We start from the raw sequence: 21,803 nt of genomic DNA, 5'->3' as shown, positions 1-21,803 counted from the left end.
TGACCCGCGCGACGGCTCGGGCCGAGTGACGGGGGGCCCGGCCGTGCGGTGGTCGGTCCTCCGCGGGGTGGACCGTGCGGCGGTCGGGCTCAGCCCTGCTTCGGGGTGACGATCTGGGCGCGCATCGTGGCGAGCAGCCGGGCGCTGTCGTCCACCGAGAGCCGGGTGAACACGCCGGTGGCGCTGCTGCCGTGGTCCACCGAGGTGCACACCACCACGTCGGTGCCGTCGGACGACCCGGTGGCGCAGCGCTCGTACCGGCCCCGGACGCCGCTGTCGACCGGTTGGGGCGTACCCAGGCCGAAGGTGTCCGTCAACCGCGCCATCGCGTCGTCCGCGTCGGACTCCGGCCGCAGCCGGAAGCCGGTGTCACCGAAGACGGTCACCCGTTTGCCGTCGGAGGTGCTGTAGATCCCGGCGTAGACGTCCTCGGCGAGCAGGTTCGCCTTGCGTACCTCGGTCTTGAGTTTCTCGACCTCGCTGCCGGAGTCCGACCGCAGGGTCAGGTCGGCCACCTCAACGGGCAGGGCGGCGTCGGCCGGGTACTGCTCCCAGGCCGGCTTGCCGAACCAAGCGGGGCAGCCGCAGCAGCAGGCCAGGCTGAGCAGCAGCACCCAGGGCCAGCGGCGGCGCTTGCGGCGGACGTACCCCTTCGGCGGCCGGTTGGGCGGTGGCTGCGGCGGCGGGACGGGCGGCTGCGGGCGGACCCGCCGCTGCTTCGGCGGGCGGGCCGGCGCGGGCGGCGGAGGCGGCGGTGACGCCGGGCGGGCCGGGGGCGGTGACACCGGGCGGGCCGGCGGCAGGGGCGTCGGTCGCGCGGCGGGCACCGGCGTGACCGGGTACGGCCGGGTCGGCGAGGGCGTGGCCGGGCCGGCCGGTGCCGCCGACGGGTACGGCGTCGCCGGGCTGTGCTGGCGTGGCGGGGTCGGGGTGTGCTGCTGCGGCGGGGTGGGGGTGTGCTGCTGGGGTGGGACCGCCGCCGCGGCGGGTGGCGGCGGGTCGCCGGCCGCCGGGTAGGGGCGGGTCGGTGGCGGCGGCGCGTACGGCAGCGGCGCCAGCTCCGGATGGTGCACGTCCCAGCCACCGGTGTCGGCACCCGCCCACGGGTCGACCGGGGTGCGGTGTTCGGGCAGCTCCGGCGGGGGTGGCGGAGGCGGTGGAAGCGGGACGAACTCGACCGACTCGCCCCACCCGGGTCGACGCGGCGGTGGTGCGGGCACGGCGGCGGAACCGCTCCACCGGGGTACCGCCGGCTCCTCCAGCGTCGGATCGGGACGCTGCCCGCCCGGGTACTGCTCCACCCGGGTGGCGTCCGGCCGCTGCGCCACCGGGGTGTCGTCGGGATGCCGCTCGATCCGCGTCGGGTCGGGCCCCTGCCCCCTCCGGACGGCGTCGGGCTGCTCGACCCGGGTGGGGTCGGGCCGGTGCGGTGCGCCGGGCGGGGTGATCCGGCCCGGAACGGCGGCCGACCCCCGGGCCGGGGTGACCGGGCCGGGCGCGACCCCCCGCGCCGGACCCGCCGGCTCCACCGGATCGGCGGACGCGACCGGCGGCGTGGGCGCGGCCGGGCTGACCTGGCCCGCTGGACTGAGCTGCTCCCCGGGGCCGGTCGGCTCCGGTGGGTCGACCGGTTCCGGCGGACCGGCCTGTGCGGTGGGGCCGGTGGGCGCCGGCGGGTCGGGGTGCCCGGCCCGGTCGGCCGGATCAACGGACTGCGGCTGCTCGGCCGGCTCGACCTGCTCGTCCTGTGGGTTCGGGTCGGCCTGCGCGGTGGGGTGGCCCGGTGCGGTCGCGTCGTCGTCCCGTTCGGCCGGGGTTTCCGGCGCGGCGGGGACGTCGACCGGGTCTGCGCTGGCGGTGGCGTCACCGGCCGGAGGGGCGGGGTCGGCCGCCGGAACCGGGGCGGGCTCCCCGGCCGGCGTCGCCGGGCCGGTGGGCCCGTGGGGCGGCGGTACGGGGAGGTCGGCCGGACCGGTGGCGACCACCGGACCCTGCTGCCGACCCGGGACGGGGACGTCCCCGTCGGCCGGCCGGTCTGCTCCCGGCTGCGGCTCCGGCATCGCGGCAATCTCCTCTCGCACCGGTTGCGAGGTTAGTACCGGGCTGCCACCTCGACCAATCGGCCGCCCCGCGGCCCCCGCCGGCGGGGAAGCCTCGCACAGCCAAACCGGTCCCCGCCGCCCGCCCGACAGGCGGCGGTGGGACGGGTGGGCGGGCGGGTGACGGGAACGGGCAGGTCGGCGGTGCGGCAAGCCGTCCGCCGGTGGACGCGTACCCTTGGGCTCCATGAGTGCTCCGTCCACGACCCCGCGCCCCGCCGCGGCCCCGACCGACGACGCGGCGGTCGCGTCGCCGCACCACGACCCCACGCTGTCGGTGTGGCCCCGGCTGGAGGCGCTGCTGCCCCAGGTGACCAAGCCCATCCAGTACGTCGGTGGCGAGCTGGGCGCGGTGGTCAAGGACTGGGACGCGGCGACCGTACGGTGGGCGCTGATGTACCCCGACGCGTACGAGGTGGGGCTGCCCAACCAGGGTGTGCAGATCCTCTACGAGGTGCTCAACGAGCTGCCCGACGTGCTGGCCGAGCGGACGTACGCCGTCTGGCCGGACCTGGAGCGGTTGATGCGCGAGCACGGCGTGCCGCAGTTCACCGTCGACGCGCACCGCTCGGTGCGCCGGTTCGACGTGTTCGGGGTCTCGTTCTCCACCGAGCTGGGCTACACCAACCTGCTCACCGCGATCGACCTGGCCGGCATCCCGATGCTGGCGGCCGACCGGACCGACGCCGACCCGGTGATCGTGGCCGGCGGGCACGCCGCGTTCAACCCGGAGCCGATCGCCGACTTCGTCGACGCCGCGGTGCTCGGCGACGGTGAGGAGGCGGTCCTGGAGATCACCGCCATCGTCCGGGAGTGGAAGGCGGAGGGCTCCCCGGGCGGCCGGGACGAGCTGCTGCTGCGGCTGGCCCGCACCGAGAGCGTCTACGTGCCGCGCTTCTACGACGTGGACTACCTGCCCGACGGCCGCATCCAGCGGGTGGTGCCGAACCGTCCGGACGTGCCGTTCCGGGTGCACAAGCGCACGACGATGGACCTGGACGCCTGGCCGTACCCGAAGAAGCCGCTGGTGCCGCTGGCCGAGACGGTGCACGAGCGGTACGCGGTGGAGATCTTCCGGGGCTGCACCCGGGGCTGCCGGTTCTGCCAGGCCGGCATGATCACCCGCCCGGTGCGGGAGCGGTCGATCACCACCGTGGGGCAGATGGTGCAGCAGGGGCTGGAGTTCTCCGGCTTCCACGAGGTGGGGCTGCTGTCGCTGTCGTCGGCCGACCACTCCGAGATCGGCGACATGTGTTCCGGCCTCGCCGAGCAGTACGCCGGCACGAACGTGTCGCTGTCGCTGCCGTCGACCCGGGTGGACGCGTTCAACATCGACCTGGCGCAGGAGCTGTCCCGCAACGGCCGGCGCACCGGGCTGACCTTCGCCCCGGAGGGCGGGTCGGAGCGGATCCGCAAGGTCATCAACAAGATGGTGTCGAAGGACGACCTGATCCGCACGGTGGTCACCGCGTACACCAACGGCTGGCGGCAGGTGAAGCTGTACTTCATGTGCGGCCTGCCCACCGAGACCGACGCCGACGTCCTGGAGATCGCCGACATGGCGCACGAGGTGATCCGGGCCGGGCGGGCGGCGACCGGCTCCAAGGACATCCGCTGCACCGTCTCGATCGGCGGGTTCGTGCCGAAGCCGCACACCCCGTTCCAGTGGGCGTCGATGGAGCGGCCCGAGGTCATCGACGGCCGGCTCAAGCTGCTCAAGCAGGCCATCAACAGCGACCGCTCGCTGGGCCGGGCGATCGGCTTCCGCTACCACGACGGTGAGCCGTCGCTGATCGAGGGCCTGCTCAGCCGGGGTGACCGCCGGGTCGGCGCGGTGATCCACGAGGTGTGGCGCAACGGTGGCCGGTTCGACGGCTGGAGCGAGCACTTCTCGTACCAGCGCTGGGTGGACGCCGCCGCGGCGGTGTTGCCGGGCTTCGGTGTCGACCTGGACTGGTACACCACCCGCGAGCGCGACGAGCTGGAGGTGCTCCCCTGGGACCACCTCGACTCGGGCCTGGACAAGGACTGGCTCTGGCAGGACTGGCAGGACTCCCTGGGCGAGTACGAGCAGGACGACTGCCGGTGGACCCCGTGCTTCGACTGCGGCGTCTGCCCGTCGATGGACACCGAGATCCAGATCGGGCCCACCGGCCGCAAGCTCCTGCCGCTCACCCCGGTGACCACGTTGAAGGTGCCCACCGGCGCCCAGCAGTGACCGCCGACGGGACGGGGCCGGCGTGCTGCGGCGGGCCGCCCGTCCCGTTGCGGCGGGTGTGCGGCTATCGTCACCGGCAGCCCGCGCCACGGGGGGCGGCGACCGGTGACCAGACCGAGGAGTACGACGATCAGCAGGAAACCACAGCCGGAGGGCGGGCAGGCGCCTGTCGTCCAGCGTGTCCGCATCAGGTACGCCAAGCGCGGGCCGTTGCGGTTCACCTCCCACCGGGACTTCGCCCGCGCCTTCGAGCGCGCCCTGCGCCGGGCCGCCGTGCCGGTGGCCTTCTCCCAGGGCTTCACCCCGCACCCGAAGATCTCCTACGCCAGCGCCGCCCCCACCGGCGTGGCCAGCGAGGCGGAGTACCTGGAGGTCGGCCTCCAGGCGGCGGTGGACCCGGAGCAACTGCGGGTGGCCCTCGACGCGGCGCTCTCACCCGGCCTCGACGTGCTGGACGTGGTGGTCGCGACCGGGGGGAGCCTGGCGGAGCGGATCGAGGCGTCGTACTGGCGCATCGAACTGCCCGGGGTCGAGCACGCGGTGGCGCAACGGGCGGTTTCCGCCTTCGTGGCCGCCGACGAGGTGCAGGTCGAGCGGATGACCAAGCAGGGCCGGCGGACGTTCGACGCCCGGGGCGCGGTGACCCGTATCGATGTACTGCCCCCGGTGCAGACGCCTTCCGGGGCAGCGGAGCCGTCATGTGCGATACTCGAACTGGTCGTACGGCAGGTCACCCCGTCCGTGCGACCCGATGACGTCCTTTCCGGCCTCCGCGTGGTGGCCGCCCTGGAGCCGCCGGTCTCCCCGAGGGTGATCCGGCTGGCGCAGGGCGTGTTGACCGCGCAGGGTGCGATCGTGGATCCGTTGGACGCGGACCGCGACGGGGCAGCCATCGGAGAACGCTGACCGTCGGTCGGCGTTCTGGCAGGCAGACTTCGGCGGTCGCGCACGTCGCGCGCCCGGCGGAAACACTTTTGCGGCGATCCTGCGTGGCAGCGCTCACCCGCGCCCGGGGCCGCCAGAACTGGAGAACGTCCATGCTCGAGAACGAGCCCGAGGGCGGCGAACGGACCGGTTCCCAGCCGGCCGGCGACACCGCCGACAGCACCATCGGCACCGGCGCGGGAACCGCCGCCACCGACGGCACGCCACCGCAGGAGGCGGCGTCCCCGGACGGCACGGCGGCACCGACCCGGCGGCGGACCACCAGGCGGCGGGCCGCGCCGCTGAGCCAGCCGGAGCTGACCGGGGGAGCGCCCGCCGAGGCGTCCGGCACCGCCCCGTCGGCCACCGACGAGTCACAGCAGGCCGAGGTGATCGTCCCGGTCGCCGGTGAGCTGGACTCCGCGCCGAAGACCACCCGCCGCCGTCGCAAGGCCACCCCGGCCAAGGCGGCCGAGGAGCCGGTGGTCGTCGACGGGGTCGAGGAGGGCAGTGCGGAACTCGTTCCGCCGGTGAAGGTGACCCGGACCCGGCGGAAGAAGGCCGTCGCCCCGGCGGCGACCGAGCCGCCCGCCGAGGCCCCGGCGTCGCCGCCGGCTGCCGACGTGACCACCGGCCAGGCGACCGTGGGTGAGACTCCCGCAGCTCAGGGGGTTGCTCCCGAGGAGGAGCCCGCCGTGGAGGCGGCCGCCCCGACCGAGCCGACCGTCGCCGACGAGGCCGCGGAGCCCGTGGCGGAGGAACCTGCTGCCGACCGGCCGGCCGCCGCGTCGACGCCGCCGGCCGCCGGCAACCGGACCGGGGACGTGTCGCCAGGCGTCGCCGTGCCGGCCGCCGACGAGCCGGTGGAGCCGGCCGAGCCGCAGCCGCGTACCCGTCGGCGGCGGGCCGCGATCGCCGCGCCGACCGTCCTGTTCATGGCCCCGCAGCCGGAGGAACTGCCCACCTTCCGGGTGGTCGAGCCCGGCCCGGTCGCCGAGGAGCCCGTCGAGGAACCGGTCGAGACCGGGCGGCGGCGTCGCCGTGGCCGCCGGGAGGCCGAGCCGGTCGAGGCCGTGGAGGTCGTCGAGGAGGAGCCGACCGGCGAGGTCGGAGAGGCCAGCGAGGACGAGAGCGACGAGGAGGACGACGACGAGTCGGCCGCCGCACGTCGCCGTCGCCGCCGGGGTCGCCGGGGCCGGGGCCGGGGCAAGGGCGGCGCGGACGAGACCGACGAGGACGAGACCGAGGAACCGGCCCAGGCCGAGACCGAGGGTGAGGGCGACGACGCCGAGGACGAGGGCGACGGGGACGGGCTGACCCGTCGGCGTCGTCGGCGGCGGCGTCGGGGTGCCGGGGACGCCGAGGGCGGTGCCGACGACGGCGTGCCCACGGTGGTCAAGATCCGGGAGCCCCGCAAGGCCGTCGACGAGGTACAGGGCGTCTCCGGTTCGACCCGACTGGAGGCCAAGCGCCAGCGTCGCCGGGACGGCCGGGAGCAGCGCCGGACCCGCCCGCCGATCCTGAGCGAGTCGGAGTTCCTGGCCCGCCGGGAGGCGGTCGACCGGGTGATGGCGGTCCGCCAGCGTGGCGACCGTACCCAGATCGCGGTCCTGGAGGACGGCGTCCTGGTCGAGCACTACGTCACCCGCAACTCGTCGGGCACCATGGCCGGCAACGTCTACCTGGGCAAGGTGCAGAACGTCCTGCCCAGCATGGAGGCGGCGTTCGTCGACGTCGGGCGGGGCCGCAACGCCGTCCTGTACGCCGGTGAGGTCAACTGGGACAGCACCGGCCTGGAGGGGCGCTCCCGCTCGATCGAGCAGGCGCTGCGCTCCGGCGACTCGGTGCTGGTCCAGGTCACCAAGGACCCGATCGGGCACAAGGGCGCCCGGCTGACCAGCCACGTCGCGCTCTCCGGCCGGCACCTGGTCTACGTGCCCAACGGCAACGCCTCCGGGATCAGCCGTAAGCTGCCCGACACCGAGCGCAAGCGGCTGCGGGACGTGCTCAAGAAGCTGGTCCCCGACGGCGCGGGCGTGATCGTCCGGACCGCCGCCGAGGGCGCCAGCGAGGACGAGCTGGCCCGGGACGTGAAGCGGTTGCAGGCCCAGTGGGAGGACATCCAGGCCAAGGCGACCGCCGGTGGCGCCCCGGTGCTGCTCTACGAGGAGCCCGACCTGGTCATCCGGGTGGTCCGGGACCTGTTCAACGAGGACTTCCGCGAGCTGGTCATCGAGGGCGAGCAGTCGTACGGCATGGTCGAGTCGTACCTGTCGCACGTCTCGCCGGACCTGGTCGACCGGGTGCGCCGGTACGTCGGCACCGCCGACGTGTTCGCCGAGTACCGGATCGACGAGCAGATCATCAAGGGGTTGGACCGCAAGGTCTTCCTGCCCTCCGGCGGCTCGCTGGTGATCGACCGCACCGAGGCGATGACCGTCATCGACGTCAACACCGGCAAGTACACCGGTTCCGGGGGCAACCTGGAGGAGACGGTCACCCGCAACAACCTGGAGGCCGCCGAGGAGATCGTCCGCCAGCTGCGGCTGCGCGACATCGGCGGCATCGTGGTGATCGACTTCATCGACATGGTGTTGGAGTCCAACCGGGAGCTGGTGCTGCGCCGGCTCACCGAGTGCCTGGGCCGGGACCGGACCAAGCACCAGGTGACCGAGATCACCTCGCTCGGCCTGGTGCAGATGACCCGCAAGCGGATCGGCGCCGGCCTGCTGGAGGCGTTCAGCGAGCCCTGCGAGTGCTGCAAGGGCCGGGGCCTGGTGATCCACACCGAGCCGGTGCCGGAGAAGCCGCGTACCGGTGGTGGCGCGGGCGAACGGGTCAAGGCGGTCGCCTCGGCGGTGACCGCCCCGGTGGCCGAGCCGCCCGCCACCGCCACCCCCTCCGCGCGGCGGCGTGCCCGCAAGGCGGCGACGACGGAGCGGGCCGTGGTGGAGACCACCGAGGCCCCCGAGGCCGAGGTCGCCGCTCCGGCGGCCGACAACGGCTACCACGACACCATGGGCTACGACCTGTCCCGGTACGAGACGCAGACCCCGGCCGCCCCGGCCGCGGCCGACGCTCAGACCGGCGAGTCGGCCCGGCTCGCCGGGGCGGACGACCCGGACGCGCTCGGTGACCCCGACGACGACGGCGAAGCCGGCGCGGGCCGGCGGCGCTCCCGCCGGGGCGGTGCCCGTCGCCGTACCCGGCCGTGATTGGCTGAGCCGTATCCGGCCGTGACCGGCTGAGCCGTATCCGGCTGTGACCGGCTGAGCCGTGTTCCGACGGCAGTGGACCCCTTCCCCGGCGTACCGCCGGTGGGAGGGGTCCTGCCGTGCCGGGGGTGCGGCGATACCATCGGTCACCCCCGGCTAGGAGAAGACCATGCGCCGCCTGCCCGCCGCCATCGTGGTGACCACCGTTCTGCTGGCCGGCGTCGGCTGTTCCGGTGACCGGGCCGACGCGCCGACGGCCTCCGGCCGGCCGTCCGGCGTCGCCACCCCCGCCTCGGTGGTCCCGTCGGCCGCGGTGAGCGGGTCCCCGGCCGGCGGCAACGGGCCGCAGGTGTGTGCCGACGCCGAGGCGGCGTCGACCACGGCGGTACGCACCTACGTCGAGGAACTGGGCAAGATGATCGCGGCGGTCGGCGCGAACGACAGCGCGGCGGCGGACACCGCCCGCAAGCGGGCCGAAACGGCGCTGACCACCTGGCGGACGGTGCTGCGGCAGCAGTCCGGCCGGGCCACCGATCCGCAGTTGAAGACCCTGCTCACCGATCTGGCCGCCGAGGTCGGTCGGCTCGGCGCCGACGTCGACTCGATCGACGAGACCGAGCTGGACCGGCTCCAGCAGCGGCTGGACCAGCTCTGCGCACGCTGACCGCGGGCCCGGCCGGCCGGGGGGTCGGTTTGGGTGGCGGGCAGGTGATGGCGTACCCTTTCCTGCGGCGCACTTTGGTGTGCCGAGTTCCCGCGTGCCCGCGCTGCCGGTGTCACAGCTACCCGGCGAGTTGCCATGGGAACGACCGCCAGCAGCCTCAACGACAGGGAGTCCGCCTCCGATGTACGCGATCGTCAAGACCGGCGGCAAGCAGTACAAGGTCGCCGAGGGCGACGTGATCGAGGTCGAGAAGCTCACCGGTGCCCCCGGTGACGCGGTGAAGCTCACCGCAGTGCTCCTCGTCGACGGTGACGACCTGGTGACCGACGCGGCGAAGCTTGCCAAGGTCGCGGTGTCCGGCGAGATCGCCGCGCACACCAAGGGCCCGAAGATCCGGATCCACAAGTTCAAGAACAAGACCGGCTACCACAAGCGCCAGGGTCACCGCCAGCCGCTGACCCAGGTCAAGGTGACCGGCATCTCCAGCGGGAAGTAGGTCGTCGGACAATGGCTCACAAAAAGGGTGCGTCCAGCTCGCGTAACGGTCGTGACTCCGCGGCCCAGCGACTCGGCGTGAAGCGCTTCGGTGGTCAGGTGGTCAGCGCGGGTGAGATCCTCATCCGTCAGCGCGGCACCAAGTTCCACCCCGGTGACCTGGTCGGCCGCGGTGGCGACGACACGCTCTTCGCGCTGGCCGCCGGCTCGGTCCTGTTCGGCACCAAGCGGGGTCGCAAGACCGTCAGCATCGTGCCGCAGTAACACGAAGGCGAAGCGGGCCGCGGACCTGGGGGTCCCGGCCCGCTTCGCCGTTTCAGGTGCGGGATGCGGGATGCCCCGACCGGCGGGTGTCCGTCCCCAACCGGGCGGGCCCCGGCTGGTGCTTTTCTCAGGTGCGGGGGCCGACCCCCGCTGGAAGGATTGGCGTCGTGACGACGTTCGTTGACCGGGTCGTCCTGCACATGCAGGCCGGCGACGGCGGGCACGGCTGTGTCTCCATCCACCGGGAGAAGTTCAAGCCCTTCGGCGGCCCGGACGGGGGCAACGGCGGACACGGCGGCAGCGTGTCGCTGGTGGTCGACCCGCAGGTGACCACCCTGCTCGACTTCCACTTCCGCCCGCACCTCAAGGCCGAGAACGGCAAGGGCGGCGCGGGGTCGAACCGGGACGGTGCCAACGGCCGGGACCTGCTGATCAAGGTGCCCAACGGCACGGTCGTGCAGACCCTCGACGGCACCGTGCTGGCCGACCTGGTCGGCGCGGGCACCACCTTCGAGGCGGCCCGCGGCGGGCGCGGCGGCCGGGGCAACGCCTCGCTGGCCAACGCCCGGCGCAAGGCCCCCGGCTTCGCCGAACTGGGCGAGCCCGGCGACCGGCTCGACGTGGTGCTGGAACTCAAGAGCGTCGCCGACGTCGGCCTGGTGGGCTTCCCGTCGGCGGGCAAGTCGTCGCTGATCTCGGTGATCTCCGCCGCCAAACCGAAGATCGCCGACTACCCGTTCACCACCCTGGTGCCCAACCTGGGCGTGGTCCGGGTGGACAACCACACCTTCACCGTCGCCGACGTGCCGGGGCTGATCCCCGGGGCGGCCACCGGCAAGGGGCTGGGCCTGGAGTTCCTGCGCCACGTCGAGCGGTGCGCCGTGCTGGTGCACGTGGTCGACACGGCGACCCTGGAGCCGGGGCGGGACCCGCTGGCCGACATCGACACCATCGAGGCGGAACTGGCCGAGTACGGCGGGCTGGCCGACCGGCCCCGGCTGGTGGCGCTCAACAAGGTCGACGTGCCGGACGGGCGGGACCTCGCCGACATCGTCCGCCCCGACCTGCAGGCGCGCGGGTTCCGGGTGTTCGACGTCTCCGCGGCGACCCGGGAGGGGCTCAAGGAGCTGACGTACGCGATGGCGGAGCTGGTGGACCAGGCCCGCCAGGCCGCCCCGCCGGCCGAGCCGACCCGGATCGTGATCCGGCCGAAGGCCGTCGACGACGCCGGTTTCACCATCGAGGCGCAGGCCGACGGCTCGTTCACCGTGCGGGGCGTACGACCCGAACGCTGGGTCCGGCAGACGAACTTCGACAACGACGAGGCGGTCGGTTTCCTCGCCGACCGGCTGGCCCGGCTGGGCGTGGAGGAGAAGCTGGCCAAGGCCGGCGCCAACCCCGGTGACCTGGTCCGCATCGGTGAGCGGGAGTTCGACTGGCAGCCGACCCTGTACGCGGGCGTCGACTTCATCCCCGGCAACCGGGGCACCGACGTCCGGCTGGAGGAGAAGTCGACGCGGGTCTCGGCGGCCGAGCGGCTGGCCGCCCGCAAGGCGCGTCGGCAGCGTCCGGAGGACGAGCTGGACCCGGCACCGGAGCCGGCGGACGACGACGAGGACAGCGACGGGGACGAGGAGTAGCCCGTTACCGGTCGGGCCCGGGTCGTTTCCTGGAAACCTTCGTGAAACGGACCCGTCCTACCGTGGGATGATGCTGATCGAGTCCCGTCCCGCCACCGACCCGGAGGTCGACGCGCTGGTCGCCGCCCAACAGCGGGAGCTGCGCGAGGCCGACGGCGGGCTGGACGGGCAGGTCACCGTGGTGCACGACGGCATCCGCTACCTGGTGGTGGTCGACGGTGGCCGGGTGGTCGCCTGTGGCGGCGTGCAGTCCCTCGACGCCGAGACCGGCGAGCTGAAGCGGATGTACGTCCGGCCGGCGTACCGGGGGCGGGGGATCGCCAGGCAGTTGCTCAGCGCGCTGGAGGAGTTGGCGTTCCAGCGGGGCCACTCGGTGCTCTGCCTGGAGACGGGCAGCTACCTGCCGGCCGCGATCGGCCTCTACACCTCCTGCGGCTACGAGCCGATCCCGGTCTACGGCGAGTACGTCGACAACCCGTACAGCGTGTGCTTCGCCAAGCGGCTGCCGGTGGCGGCCTGAGCCGGGCCGGCGGGCCGGTCAGGCACCGGTCTGGGCGTGGGCGGCGGTCACCGGCTTCGACTCCGGCGACGACGCCTGCCGCAGCACGATGCTCAGCAGGATCAGCGCCCCGACGGCGAGGAACTCGCTCTGCCAGTTCTGCATCGACTGGAACCAGAAGTCACTGGTGTGCAGGAACTGCCAGGCGGTGATCGGGGCCGCGCCGCTCTGGAGGGCCTGTTCCTCGTTGTAGGCGGCCACCCCGCCGAACAGGTGCCCGACGAAGGACCCCGCGAAGATCAGCAGCAGGACCAGCGGAAGGCTGTGCCGGTACACGGCGAGCGGGAACCCGCCGGCCCGCACCGGCCACGGCGCGTCCGGCCCGGCCTCCCGTTCGTCGTCGGCGGCCCGGTCGGTGGTGTCGTCGGTCTTCGACTCGGCCGACCCCTTCTGCACCAGGTACGCGGTGAGCAGGACGTAGCCGCCCATCTGGAGGAACTCCGACTCCCAGTTCTCGAAGACGGACTCGGCGAAGTGCCCGCTGCCGAGGTAGGCCCACCAGCTCAGCGCGGGAGCGCCGTACTCGGTCAGTTCCTCGTTGTGGGTCTGCCAGCCGGTGATGCTCTGCAACACCAGGAACACGGCGAACGCGCCCAGCATGGCCAGGCTCAGGGCGTTGTTCCGTATCCAGCGCGCCATGGTGACCTCCTCGTCCGTCGATCCCCTGCCCCGGGTTTGCGGCCGGCAAACGCCACGACGGCGTGCCGGGTCCGGCGACCACCCGACCGGGTGCCGGGAGGTCAGCCCCGGTCGAGGGGGACGTCCAGCCGGCCGCCCGTGCCGGCGTCGTTGGACAGCAGCAGGCCGACGGCGAGCATGCCGAGGCCGAGCCCCAGGTGCAGCCAGCTGTCCGCGCCGTTGACCGGGACGATGTTGGCCGGGGCGTCCCGGGAGACGGCGAAGCCGTACAGCCACAGCGCCAGGTAGAGCGCCCCGCCGACGGTGAGGTAGAGCCGGGCACCACCGAGCCGGCGGGCCAGCACCAGGCCGACCAACCCGAAGATCAGGTGCAGCAGGTTGTGCAGGACCGACACCTGGAACACCCCGAGCAGCTTCGCCCCGGAGTGGTGCCCGGCGAAGGTCAACGTGTCGTAGCCGGTGGTGACGCCGGGGACGAAGCCGAGGACGCCGAGCAGCAGGAAGACGGCCGCGACGACGGTCGCGACCGTCTGGACCCGGGGCTTCGGGGCGGCCGGGGCTGGCCGTCGTACGGCGTGGGCCATCGCTGTCACCTCCACGGGAGCCAACTGCGCGGCACAGTCGGACGATTTTCACATTCTGGGCTGACCGGCGACGTTCGGCGGGGAAAACGCGAATTGTGCATGGACCCGGGAGGTGGGGGTAGGTCGAAAGGCACCGGCCGACCAGATCGGCACATCCCCCGCAATCACCGCGACGAGTATCCGAGCGGAAGGACCACCATGACGCACGATCTTTCGTCCACCACGTCGTACGGCCAGCAGAGCAACGGCACCGGCGTCCGGGAGCAGGCCCGCCACGTCGGCACGGACGCCGCCCACGCCGGCGGGGCGGTCGCGCAGACAGCCCGGGAGCAGGGGCACGAGGTGGTCGGCGAGGCCCGCCGCCAGGCGCGCAACCTCTACGGCGAGGCCCGGGACCAGCTCACCGCCCAGGGCGGCGAGCAGCAGCGCAGGGCGGCCGGCGGACTGCGGTCGCTGGCCGAGGAGATGCGCTCGATGGCGCAGAACGGCGGGCAGGGTGGCCCGGTCACCGAACTCGCCCACCAGGCCGCCGACCGCGTCCACGGGGTGGCCGGCTGGCTGGAGGAGCGCGAGCCGGGCGACCTGATCAACGAGGTCAAGACGTACGCCCGCCGCAACCCCGGCACGTTCCTGATCGGCGCGGCGGTGCTCGGTGTGCTCGCCGGCCGGCTCGCCAGGGGCCTCACCGCCGACAGCGACGCCGGCCGGCACGGCGCGACGGGCGGCTACGACCCGGAGCGGACCGCCGTCATCCCGACCCAGGCCCCGCCGACCCCGCCCGGCGGCCACCTCGACCCGACCCCCGGCACCTACGCCGAGCCCGACCCGGGCTACCCGGGCCAGGACCCGGCCCGGCCCGACGGCGCGACCGGCCGCACCGCGTACCCCGACAACGGGACCGGCACCGGCTACGCCGACCCGGCCGGCGGCATCGGCCAGCCCCTGCCGCCGGTGACCCAGACCGACCCGCTACCCGGCGTGCCGGCCAGCGGCGTGACCCGCCCGTGAGCCGCGCGACCAGCCGAAGGGAGGCGACGGCATGACCGTGCCGACGCAGGGGTCCGGACTGGACTCCGGATACCACCCCGCGGGTGCGCCGCACTCCGCGGACGAGGTCAGGGGCAGCTCACTGGGCGACCTGATGAGGTCGGTCACCGCCGACCTGTCCACCCTGATGCGCCAGGAGGTGGAGCTGGCCAAGGCCGAGATCCGCCAGGAGGGCCGCAAGGCGGGCAAGGCCGCCGGGTTGTACGGCGGAGCCGGCTTCGGCGGCTACATGGTCGCCCTCTTCCTCTCCATCGCGCTCTGGGCCGGGCTGTCCAACGTACTGGACGCCGGGTGGGCGGGCCTGATCGTCGCCGTCGTCTGGGCCGGCATCGCCGCCGTCCTCTACTCGATGGCCAAGAAGAACGCCGCGCACGTGCGGGGCCTCAGGCAGACCAACGACAGCGTGCAGCGCATCCCCGACGCGCTGAAGCCGCACCCGGAGGGAGTCACCCGATGAGCACCGACCCCGACCAGATCCGCCGGGAGATCGAGGCCACCCGCAACAGCCTCAGCTCCGACGTGGACGCGCTGGCGTACAAGGTCAGCCCCGGCCGCATCGTCGACGACCGCAAGCAACGGGCGCGCAACGCGCTCCAGAATGTGAGGGACAGGGTGATGGGTACCGCTTCCGACCTGGGCCACGGCACCAGCCACGCCGCGCACTCCGTCGGTGACCGCGCCGCCGCGGCGGCCTCCGCCGTCGGCGAGGGCGCCCACGCGGCGGCCTCGTCAGTCGGGGACGCCGCCCAGCGGACCCCGCAGATGATCCGGCAGAAGTCCGAGGGCAACCCGATCGCCGCCGGCCTGATCGCCTTCGGGGTCGGCATGCTGGTCTCCTCGCTGATCCCGGCCAGCCGGCGCGAGCAGGACCTGGCCGCGCAGGTCAGGGAGAAGGCCGGCGAGCACAGCGGGGCCGTCAAGGAGAAGCTGGGCGCGGTGGCCGGCGAACTCACCGAGGAGTTGCGCGAGCCGGCCCGGCAGGCCACCGAGTCACTGCGCGGCACCGCCCAGGAGGCCGTGCACGCGGTCCGGGACGACACCCGGTCGGCCGCCCGGGACGTGAGGAACTCCGCACAGCAGTCCCGCGAACAGGTACGCCACTGAAGCAGCACCGGCACCGGCCCGCGGCCGGTCAGCGGCCCCGGGAGGCCGGGTCGGCCCGGACCCACCGGGTCAACTCGCCAGGCTCCACCGGGGTCATCCGGTGCCGTAGCGCCCGCACCGAGTGGGCAGGGCGGCGCACCCGCCGACCGGCGTACCGCACCCCGCCACGCCCCACCCGACGGGCCACCGCGAGCCACCCGCAGAGCCCGCGTTCGAGCAGCCAGAGCGGTGCGGCCAGCGGGGTGCCCGGCGGGAACACCGCCGTTCCGCCGGCCCGTCGCCGGCCGACCTCCGCCAGCGCCACCGCACCGGCCGCCGCGCCGACCAGCAGTCCCGGCCGGCGGGCCACCGACGCGGCCACCACCGCCGGCAGCACCGCCAGCGCCACCAGCAACCGCGCCGGTCGGGCCAGGTCGTCGTACGCCTGGCGGACCCGCTGGCCCCGGAAGTGCGCCGCGGTCGGCGGCAGCCGGCGTACGTGAAGCCAGGCGGGGCTGGCCTCGGTGCCGCCGTACGCGCGCACCGTGCGGACCAGTTCGAGGTTCTCGAAGAGCACGTCCGGGTCGTAGCCGCCCATCGCCCGGAACGTGCTGCGCCGCACCGCCAGGGTGCCCGGCCAGTCCACGCCGAACGCCCGGTTGAGCAGGGTCCGACCGGTGTCCCACCAGGCGTGCCAGGGCAGCGGGTCGAAGTAGTTCTGCGGGCGGACCAGGTCGACGGTGTCCAGCAACCGGTGCACCACCCGTAGTTCCGCCTCGGCGTACCGGACGTCGTCGTCGGCGATCACGACGTGTTCGTGCCGGGCCGCCGCCACCCCGGTCAGCACCCCGCGTACCTTGCCGTTGAGCCCGTGCACCGCCGGGTCGGGCGGCAGGTGCCGCAGCAGGCCCTGCCAGTGGGCGGCGTGCCGGGCGAACACCGGCGGCGGCGAGCCGTCGACCACTGTCACGTCGACCAGCCGGCACAGGGTGCGCAGGTAGCCGGTCAGTTCGTCCAGGCCGTCGTCGTCGGTCCGGCGCAGCGGCAGGACGTACTCGACGGGGAGCCGGGGCGGGCGCGGCGGGCCGCCCGGCGCGGCGGCCGGGCGGGACCCGACCGGGGCCGGACGCGCGGACCCGGCGGGGGCGCTCACCAGCGTTCCCCGCGACGCCGGGCGGCCGGCCCGTGGCCGGCGGTGGTGGCGGTACGCCGGCCGGTGCCGGCGCGGTGGTCGACGGTGTCGGGCACGGGTCCTCCCGGTGACGGTGGTGCCCGAACATCCCCCGCCCCCGGCCGGGCAAACCGCGTGGCGTCCGGCTTCCGCACCCGACCCGTGCCGGAGTGCCCGCCCGGCGGTCCGGTCCGCTGTCAGCCGCTGCGGCGGACGTCGGTGAGCACCAGGCCGCTGGGCGGCAGGGTCGGCACCTGGGACAGGTCCAGGGCCAGATCCTGCGGCGGCAGCCGGTAGTCCATCGCCCCGGTCAGCAGGCCGACCGCCTGCTTCATCAGCTCGATGGTGATCCACTCCCCGGCGCAGCGGTGGCCGCCCAGGTGGCTGCCCCCGCCCTGCGGCACGAAACCGTACGGGTCGTCCCGCCAGCCGGCGAACCGCTCCGGGCGGAACCGCTCCGGCTCGGACCAGAGCCGGGGATGGTGGTTGGTGCCGTACAGGTCGAGCAGCACCCGGCGGTCCTTCGGGAAGTGGTGCCCCTGCCACTCGAAGGGGTGCCGCACCCGGGCGAAGGCGACCGGGAAGAACGGGTAGAAGCGGCGGACCTCCTGGACGAACCACTCGGTCGGCTCGTCGCCGGTGCGCACCCGGTCCCGCCAGTCCGGATGGTCGTGCAGGGCGAGGGCGGCGAACAGGACGTACCGGTCGACGGCCACGGTGGGACGCAGCACGTTGATCAGTTCCACGGCGGCGACCCGGCGGGGAAGCAGCCGCCCCCCGGCGTCGCGGTGCTCGGCGATCACCGCGAGCGCGCTGCCCTCGGGCGCGGCCACGGTGCCGACCCGTACCCGCTCCACCAGGTCGGCGATCCAGCGTTCGGCCCGCAGCCGGCCGCGCAGCCCGCGCCAGTGCCGGGGGCCGAGCGCGGCCGGTCCGTCGATCATGGCCTGCATCTGGGCGTTGCGCCGGCCGACCTCGCTCTCCGGCAGCGGTACGCCGGCCCACGAGCAGACGGCCCGCAGCAGCATCGGACCGATCTCGTCGCGGAGCACCACCGGGCCGGCGTCGCCCCAGGCGGCCAGCCGGATGCGCCACTGGTCGGCGAAGAGCCTGCCGATCCGCTCGACCGCCGACGGCGTCATGATCGACATGAACATGGCCTTGCGGTCGGTGTGGGCCGCACCGTCCAACCCCTGCACCCCACCCTGCCCGGTCAGCGTCCGCTGACCCCGCTTGGGTGCCGCCCCGGCACGCCGGAACCGTTCGGTGTCGTAGAACAGTTCCGTCGCGGCCCGTCCGCGCAGGAAGATCGTCGGTTCCAGCAGCAGCCGGCCGGTGAAGATGTCCGTGTCGTAGCGCTCACACCGGTTGCTGATGAACCGGTAGCCCTCGCGGAAGAACGCCAGCGTGCTCTCCGGGCTGCGGTCGGCCGGTGTGGTGGCCATCGGGCTCTCCTGACGCGGTGACGGTGGGCGGACCCGGTTGGTCGGCCGTGGGTGGTCTACCCGGGTTTGGGGCCCTGAATCCCGCCGCGCCCGGCACGGTGACCGGACGCCCGCTGGCCCCTCCCGGGCCGCCGCCAACCGCTGCGCCGACGTCGCCGGCCATCCCGGGTTCCATCACGCCCCGGGGCGGGGCGGCGGTCGACCGACGGGCCGGTGCCCCCGGGCGCGGGGCGGATCGCCGCGTACCGCCCGGGGGCCGCCGTCCGGCGGTCAGTCCAGGTCGAACTCGCCGTCCTGGGCACCGGCGACGAACGCGTCCCACTCGGCCTGGGTGAACACCAGCACCGGGCCGTCCGGCTCGGCCGAGTTGCGCATCCCGATCAGGTCGTCCACGAAAGCGACCTCGACCGCGCTGTCGGAGGTGTCGCCCTCGGCTCGCTGCCAGACCGCCCGGGACAGGTCGAAGTCGCCCTTGGGGTGCTGACCCATTGTTGATCCTCCATTGCCGCGCGTACTGGGGAGCCCGGCCGGCTCCCCGTCGGGCAGGATAAGCGGATGCCGAGCCTGACCCGTGTAGAGGCGACCGCGCGTCGCGCACTGATCGATGTCGAGTCCTATCAGGTGGACCTCGACCTCACCGCTGGCGACGAGCGGTTCCGCTCGACGACCACCATCCGGTTCCGCGCCGCCACCGCCGACGCCGAAACGTTCGTCGAGGTCAAGCCCGCGACCCTGGAGACGGTCCGGCTCAACGACCGGGACCTGGACCCGGCGGCCCTCGCCGACGGCCGGTTCCCGCTCACCGGGTTGGCGGCGGAGAACACCCTCACGGTCACCGCCGAGATGGCCTACACCAACACCGGTGAGGGCATGCACCGCTTCGTCGACCCGGCCGACGGTGCGACCTACCTCTACGCGATGTCCTTCCTGGACGAGGCGCCGCGCATCTTCGCCGCATTCGACCAGCCCGACCTCAAGGCCCCGGTGACCCTCACGGTGACCGCCCCGCCACAGTGGACGGTCGCCGGCAACGGCCCGCTCGCCGCCAACCCGGCCCCGGGACGCTGGGAGTTCGCCCCCACCACGCCACTGGCCAGCTACTTCGTCACGCTGATCGCCGGCCCCTGGCACGTCCGGCGGGACAGCCACGGCGGCATCCCGCTGGGCGTCTACTGCCGCCAGTCGTTGGCCGCGCACCTCGACGCCGACCTCGACGAGATCCTCACCGTCACCAAGCAGTGCCTGGACCGGTTCCACCAGCTCTTCGCCGAGCCCTACCCGTTCGTCAAGTACGACCAGGCGTTCGTGCCGGAGTTCAACGCGGGCGCGATGGAGAACCCGGGCCTGGTCACCATCCGCGACGACGACGTCTTCCGCTCGGCGGTCACGGACAGCGAACGGGAGCAGCGGGCCACCACCATCGCCCACGAGATGGCCCACATGTGGTTCGGCGACCTGGTCACCATGCGTTGGTGGGACGACCTGTGGCTCAACGAGTCCTTCGCCGAGTACCTGGGCACCCGGGTCACCGCCGAGGCGACCCGGTTCGACCGGGCCTGGACGACCTTCGCGATCCGCCGCAAGGCGTGGGGGTACGCCGCCGACCAGCGCCCGTCCACCCATCCGGTCGCCCCGCCCGAGGTCGCCGACGCCGCCCAGGCGCTGCTCAACTTCGACGGCATCTCGTACGCCAAGGGTGCCAGCGTGCTCCGCCAGCTCGTCGCCTGGCTCGGTGACGACGCCTTCCTGGCCGGGCTCAACCAGCACTTCGCCGCCCACCGGTTCGGCAACGCCACCCTGGCCGACCTGCTCGCCAGCCTCAGCGCGGCCAGCGGGCGGGACCTCACCGACTGGGCCGCCCGCTGGCTGCGTCAACCGCAGGTCAACACGCTGCGGACGGAGACGTCGGTGGACGCCGACGGCCGGTGGTCCTCGGTGGCGGTGGTGCAGACCGCGCCGCAGGAGCACCCGGTGCTGCGCCCGCACCGGATCGCCGTCGGTCGGTACGCCCCCGACGGCGCGGTGGAACGGGTCGAGGTCGATCTCGACCCGGCCGCCGACGGCGGGCGCACCGCGCTTCCCGCGCTGACCGGCCGGGCCGCCGGGCTGCTCCTGCCCAACGACGGTGACCTCACCTTCGCCAAGATCCGGCTCGATCCGGCGTCGGTGGACGCGGTCGGCACGGTGCTGCCCGCGCTCACCGACCCGCTGGCCCGCGCCCTGCTCTGGGAGGAGTCGCTGGATGCCGCCACCGACGGCGAGCGGCCGGTGTCGGCGGTGGTGGCGCTGCTGACGGCCGCCCTGCCCACCGAGACCGAGGTGGCCGTCGCCGAGAGCGTGCTCGCCCGCAGCCGCAACCTGGTCGACCGCTATCTCGACCCGCTCGCCCGGGACGCCGCGCTGCTGCGTACCGCCGACGCCTGTGCCGCGCTGCTCGCCACCGCCCCGGCCGGCGGGTCGCTGCAACTGGCCGCCGCGCGGGGGCTGCTCTCCGCCACCGCCGACGCCGACCTGCTCGCCGGGTGGCTCGCCGGCCGGGGCGTGCCTGACGGGCTCGCCGTCGACGCCGAACTGCGCTGGGCGCTGCTGCGCCGGCTGGTGGTGCTGGGCGCGGCCGGCGAGACCGAGATCGCGGCCGAGGCGGCAACCGACCGCAGCGCCACCGGCGCGGAACGGGCGGCCCGGTGCCGGGCGGCCCTGCCGGAGGTGGCCGCGAAGGAGGCCGCCTGGGAGATTGTCACCCGGGACACCACCCGCTCCAATCGGCTGGTCGAGGCGGCGGCCGAGGGGTTCTGGCAGCCGGAGCAGGCCGAGTTGACCGGCACGTACGTCGACAGGTACTTCATCGAGATGCCGGCGGCGGCGCGGCGGCGTACCCCGTGGGTGGCCGAACGGGTCGCCCGGCTGGCCTTCCCCCGCTACGCCGTGGCGCAACCCACGCTGGATTCGGCCGCGACCCTGCTCACCCGGGACGACCTCACCCCGGGGCTGCGCCGCAGCGTCGTCGACGCCGCCGACGACCTGCGCCGGGCCCTGGTCGCCCGGACGGCGGTCGCCGTGGCCGCCGCCTGACCCTGGCCGTGTGCCGGGCCCCGGCGGGCCCGGCACACGGCGGCCTACGATCATGTGGTGGAGGACGACATCCGACGGATCGGCATCATGGGCGGCACCTTCGACCCGATCCATCACGGTCACCTGGTGGCGGCCAGCGAGGTGGCGGACCGGTTCGGCCTGGACGAGGTGGTCTTCGTGCCGACGGGGCAGCCGTGGCAGAAGGCGGACACCCCGGTCAGCCCGGCCGAGGACCGCTACCTGATGACGGTGATCGCCACCGCCTCCAACCCCCGGTTCCAGGTCAGCCGGGTCGACATCGACCGCGGCGGCCCCACCTACACCGTCGACACCCTGCGGGACCTGCACCGCGAGTACGGCCCGAAGGCGCAACTGCACTTCATCACCGGCGCCGACGCGCTGGAGCGGATCCTGTCCTGGAAGGATCTGGACGAGATCTTCGCGCTGGCCCACTTCGTCGGGGTGACCCGGCCCGGGTTCGAGCTGACCGACAAGCACCTGCCCGCCGACACCGTCAGCCTGGTGCAGGTGCCCGCGATGGCGATCTCCTCGACCAACTGCCGGGAGCGGGTCGGCCGGGGGGAGCCGGTCTGGTACCTGGTGCCCGACGGTGTGGTGCAGTACATCGCGAAACGGCGGCTCTACCAGCGGTGATTACGCCCGGTAGCTCCCACTTCGTACCGG

At 74.0% G+C, this 21,803-nt stretch carries 19 protein-coding genes; 13 read left to right on the top strand and 6 right to left on the bottom strand.

The window, feature by feature from the left end:
* Positions 1-89: 89 nt before the first annotated feature.
* Complete coding sequence (locus Q2K16_RS13215) at positions 90-2,081, bottom strand: hypothetical protein (RefSeq protein WP_302745711.1); 1,992 nt, start codon at positions 2,079-2,081, stop codon at positions 90-92.
* Positions 2,082-2,286: 205 nt separating this feature from the next.
* On the opposite strand from Q2K16_RS13215, the gene Q2K16_RS13210 reads away from it, so the two are divergent.
* The 8 genes from Q2K16_RS13210 (at position 2,287) to Q2K16_RS13175 (ending at position 12,039) form a co-directional block, all read left to right on the top strand.
* Positions 2,287-4,317 (top strand): TIGR03960 family B12-binding radical SAM protein, encoded by a 2,031-nt coding sequence (locus Q2K16_RS13210; RefSeq protein WP_302745710.1) that lies wholly within the window; start codon positions 2,287-2,289, stop codon positions 4,315-4,317.
* A gap of 186 nt (positions 4,318-4,503) precedes the next feature.
* Positions 4,504-5,223, top strand: a complete 720-nt coding sequence (locus Q2K16_RS13205) for a TIGR03936 family radical SAM-associated protein (RefSeq protein WP_302746467.1) — start codon at positions 4,504-4,506, stop codon at positions 5,221-5,223.
* Between the two features lie 131 nt (positions 5,224-5,354).
* Complete coding sequence (locus Q2K16_RS13200) at positions 5,355-8,456, top strand: Rne/Rng family ribonuclease (RefSeq protein ID WP_302745708.1); 3,102 nt, start codon at positions 5,355-5,357, stop codon at positions 8,454-8,456.
* A gap of 169 nt (positions 8,457-8,625) precedes the next feature.
* A complete protein-coding gene (locus Q2K16_RS13195; protein WP_302745707.1) occupies positions 8,626-9,120 on the top strand; it encodes a hypothetical protein in 495 nt (164 codons plus the stop codon).
* Positions 9,121-9,301: 181 nt separating this feature from the next.
* The gene (rplU, locus tag Q2K16_RS13190) at positions 9,302-9,616 is read left to right on the top strand and encodes a 50S ribosomal protein L21 (protein ID WP_067312477.1); all 315 of its coding nucleotides are present in this window, start codon (positions 9,302-9,304) and stop codon (positions 9,614-9,616) included.
* An 11-nt stretch (positions 9,617-9,627) separates the two neighbouring features.
* A complete protein-coding gene (rpmA, locus tag Q2K16_RS13185; protein ID WP_088647594.1) occupies positions 9,628-9,879 on the top strand; it encodes a 50S ribosomal protein L27 in 252 nt (83 codons plus the stop codon).
* A gap of 167 nt (positions 9,880-10,046) precedes the next feature.
* On the top strand, positions 10,047-11,519 hold the full coding sequence (obgE, locus tag Q2K16_RS13180) for a GTPase ObgE (protein WP_302745705.1): 1,473 nt from the start codon (positions 10,047-10,049) through the stop codon (positions 11,517-11,519).
* Between the two features lie 70 nt (positions 11,520-11,589).
* Entirely contained in the window at positions 11,590-12,039 is a 450-nt protein-coding gene (locus Q2K16_RS13175) for a GNAT family N-acetyltransferase (protein WP_302745703.1), read from the top strand.
* An 18-nt stretch (positions 12,040-12,057) separates the two neighbouring features.
* Here the strand turns inward: Q2K16_RS13175 and Q2K16_RS13170 are convergent, their stop codons facing one another.
* Both Q2K16_RS13170 and Q2K16_RS13165 read right to left on the bottom strand, forming a co-directional pair.
* Positions 12,058-12,717: a DUF6766 family protein gene (locus Q2K16_RS13170; protein ID WP_302745701.1), complete on the bottom strand. Its 660-nt coding sequence runs from the start codon at positions 12,715-12,717 to the stop codon at positions 12,058-12,060.
* Between the two features lie 101 nt (positions 12,718-12,818).
* Positions 12,819-13,301 carry a DUF4383 domain-containing protein gene (locus Q2K16_RS13165; RefSeq protein WP_302745699.1) on the bottom strand — a complete coding sequence of 161 codons (483 nt, stop codon included), beginning with the start codon at positions 13,299-13,301 and terminating at the stop codon, positions 12,819-12,821.
* Between the two features lie 198 nt (positions 13,302-13,499).
* On the opposite strand from Q2K16_RS13165, the gene Q2K16_RS13160 reads away from it, so the two are divergent.
* Genes Q2K16_RS13160 through Q2K16_RS13150 form a run of 3 tightly spaced genes read left to right on the top strand, consistent with a single transcriptional unit; the run spans position 13,500 to position 15,452 of the window.
* A complete protein-coding gene (locus Q2K16_RS13160) occupies positions 13,500-14,309 on the top strand; it encodes a hypothetical protein (RefSeq protein ID WP_302745697.1) in 810 nt (269 codons plus the stop codon).
* A 31-nt stretch (positions 14,310-14,340) separates the two neighbouring features.
* On the top strand, positions 14,341-14,805 hold the full coding sequence (locus Q2K16_RS13155) for a phage holin family protein (RefSeq protein ID WP_302745695.1): 465 nt from the start codon (positions 14,341-14,343) through the stop codon (positions 14,803-14,805).
* Positions 14,802-15,452, top strand: a complete 651-nt coding sequence (locus tag Q2K16_RS13150) for a DUF3618 domain-containing protein (protein ID WP_302745693.1) — start codon at positions 14,802-14,804, stop codon at positions 15,450-15,452. Before Q2K16_RS13155 ends, Q2K16_RS13150 begins: the two co-directional genes overlap by 4 nt.
* A gap of 28 nt (positions 15,453-15,480) precedes the next feature.
* On the opposite strand, the gene Q2K16_RS13145 is transcribed toward Q2K16_RS13150, so the two are convergent.
* The 3 genes from Q2K16_RS13145 to Q2K16_RS13135 form a co-directional block, all read right to left on the bottom strand.
* Positions 15,481-16,584 carry a glycosyltransferase family 2 protein gene (locus Q2K16_RS13145; RefSeq protein WP_302745691.1) on the bottom strand — a complete coding sequence of 368 codons (1,104 nt, stop codon included), beginning with the start codon at positions 16,582-16,584 and terminating at the stop codon, positions 15,481-15,483.
* A gap of 215 nt (positions 16,585-16,799) precedes the next feature.
* On the bottom strand, positions 16,800-18,047 hold the full coding sequence (locus tag Q2K16_RS13140; protein ID WP_302745690.1) for a cytochrome P450: 1,248 nt from the start codon (positions 18,045-18,047) through the stop codon (positions 16,800-16,802).
* A 270-nt stretch (positions 18,048-18,317) separates the two neighbouring features.
* Positions 18,318-18,536, bottom strand: coding sequence for a DUF397 domain-containing protein (locus Q2K16_RS13135; RefSeq protein WP_067312494.1), 219 nt, complete (start codon positions 18,534-18,536; stop codon positions 18,318-18,320).
* Between the two features lie 66 nt (positions 18,537-18,602).
* On the opposite strand from Q2K16_RS13135, the gene pepN reads away from it, so the two are divergent.
* The gene (gene pepN / locus Q2K16_RS13130) at positions 18,603-21,119 is read left to right on the top strand and encodes an aminopeptidase N (RefSeq protein ID WP_302745683.1); all 2,517 of its coding nucleotides are present in this window, start codon (positions 18,603-18,605) and stop codon (positions 21,117-21,119) included.
* 57 nt (positions 21,120-21,176) lie between these two features.
* Positions 21,177-21,773 carry a nicotinate-nucleotide adenylyltransferase gene (gene nadD, locus Q2K16_RS13125; protein ID WP_302745681.1) on the top strand — a complete coding sequence of 199 codons (597 nt, stop codon included), beginning with the start codon at positions 21,177-21,179 and terminating at the stop codon, positions 21,771-21,773.
* The last annotated feature ends 30 nt before the right edge of the window (positions 21,774-21,803 follow it).

The sequence above is a fragment of the Micromonospora cynarisoli genome (assembly GCF_030518815.1).
Taxonomy (GTDB): Bacteria; Actinomycetota; Actinomycetes; order Mycobacteriales; family Micromonosporaceae; genus Micromonospora; species Micromonospora wenchangensis.
This window is presented reverse-complemented; position numbering and strand designations above follow the sequence as displayed.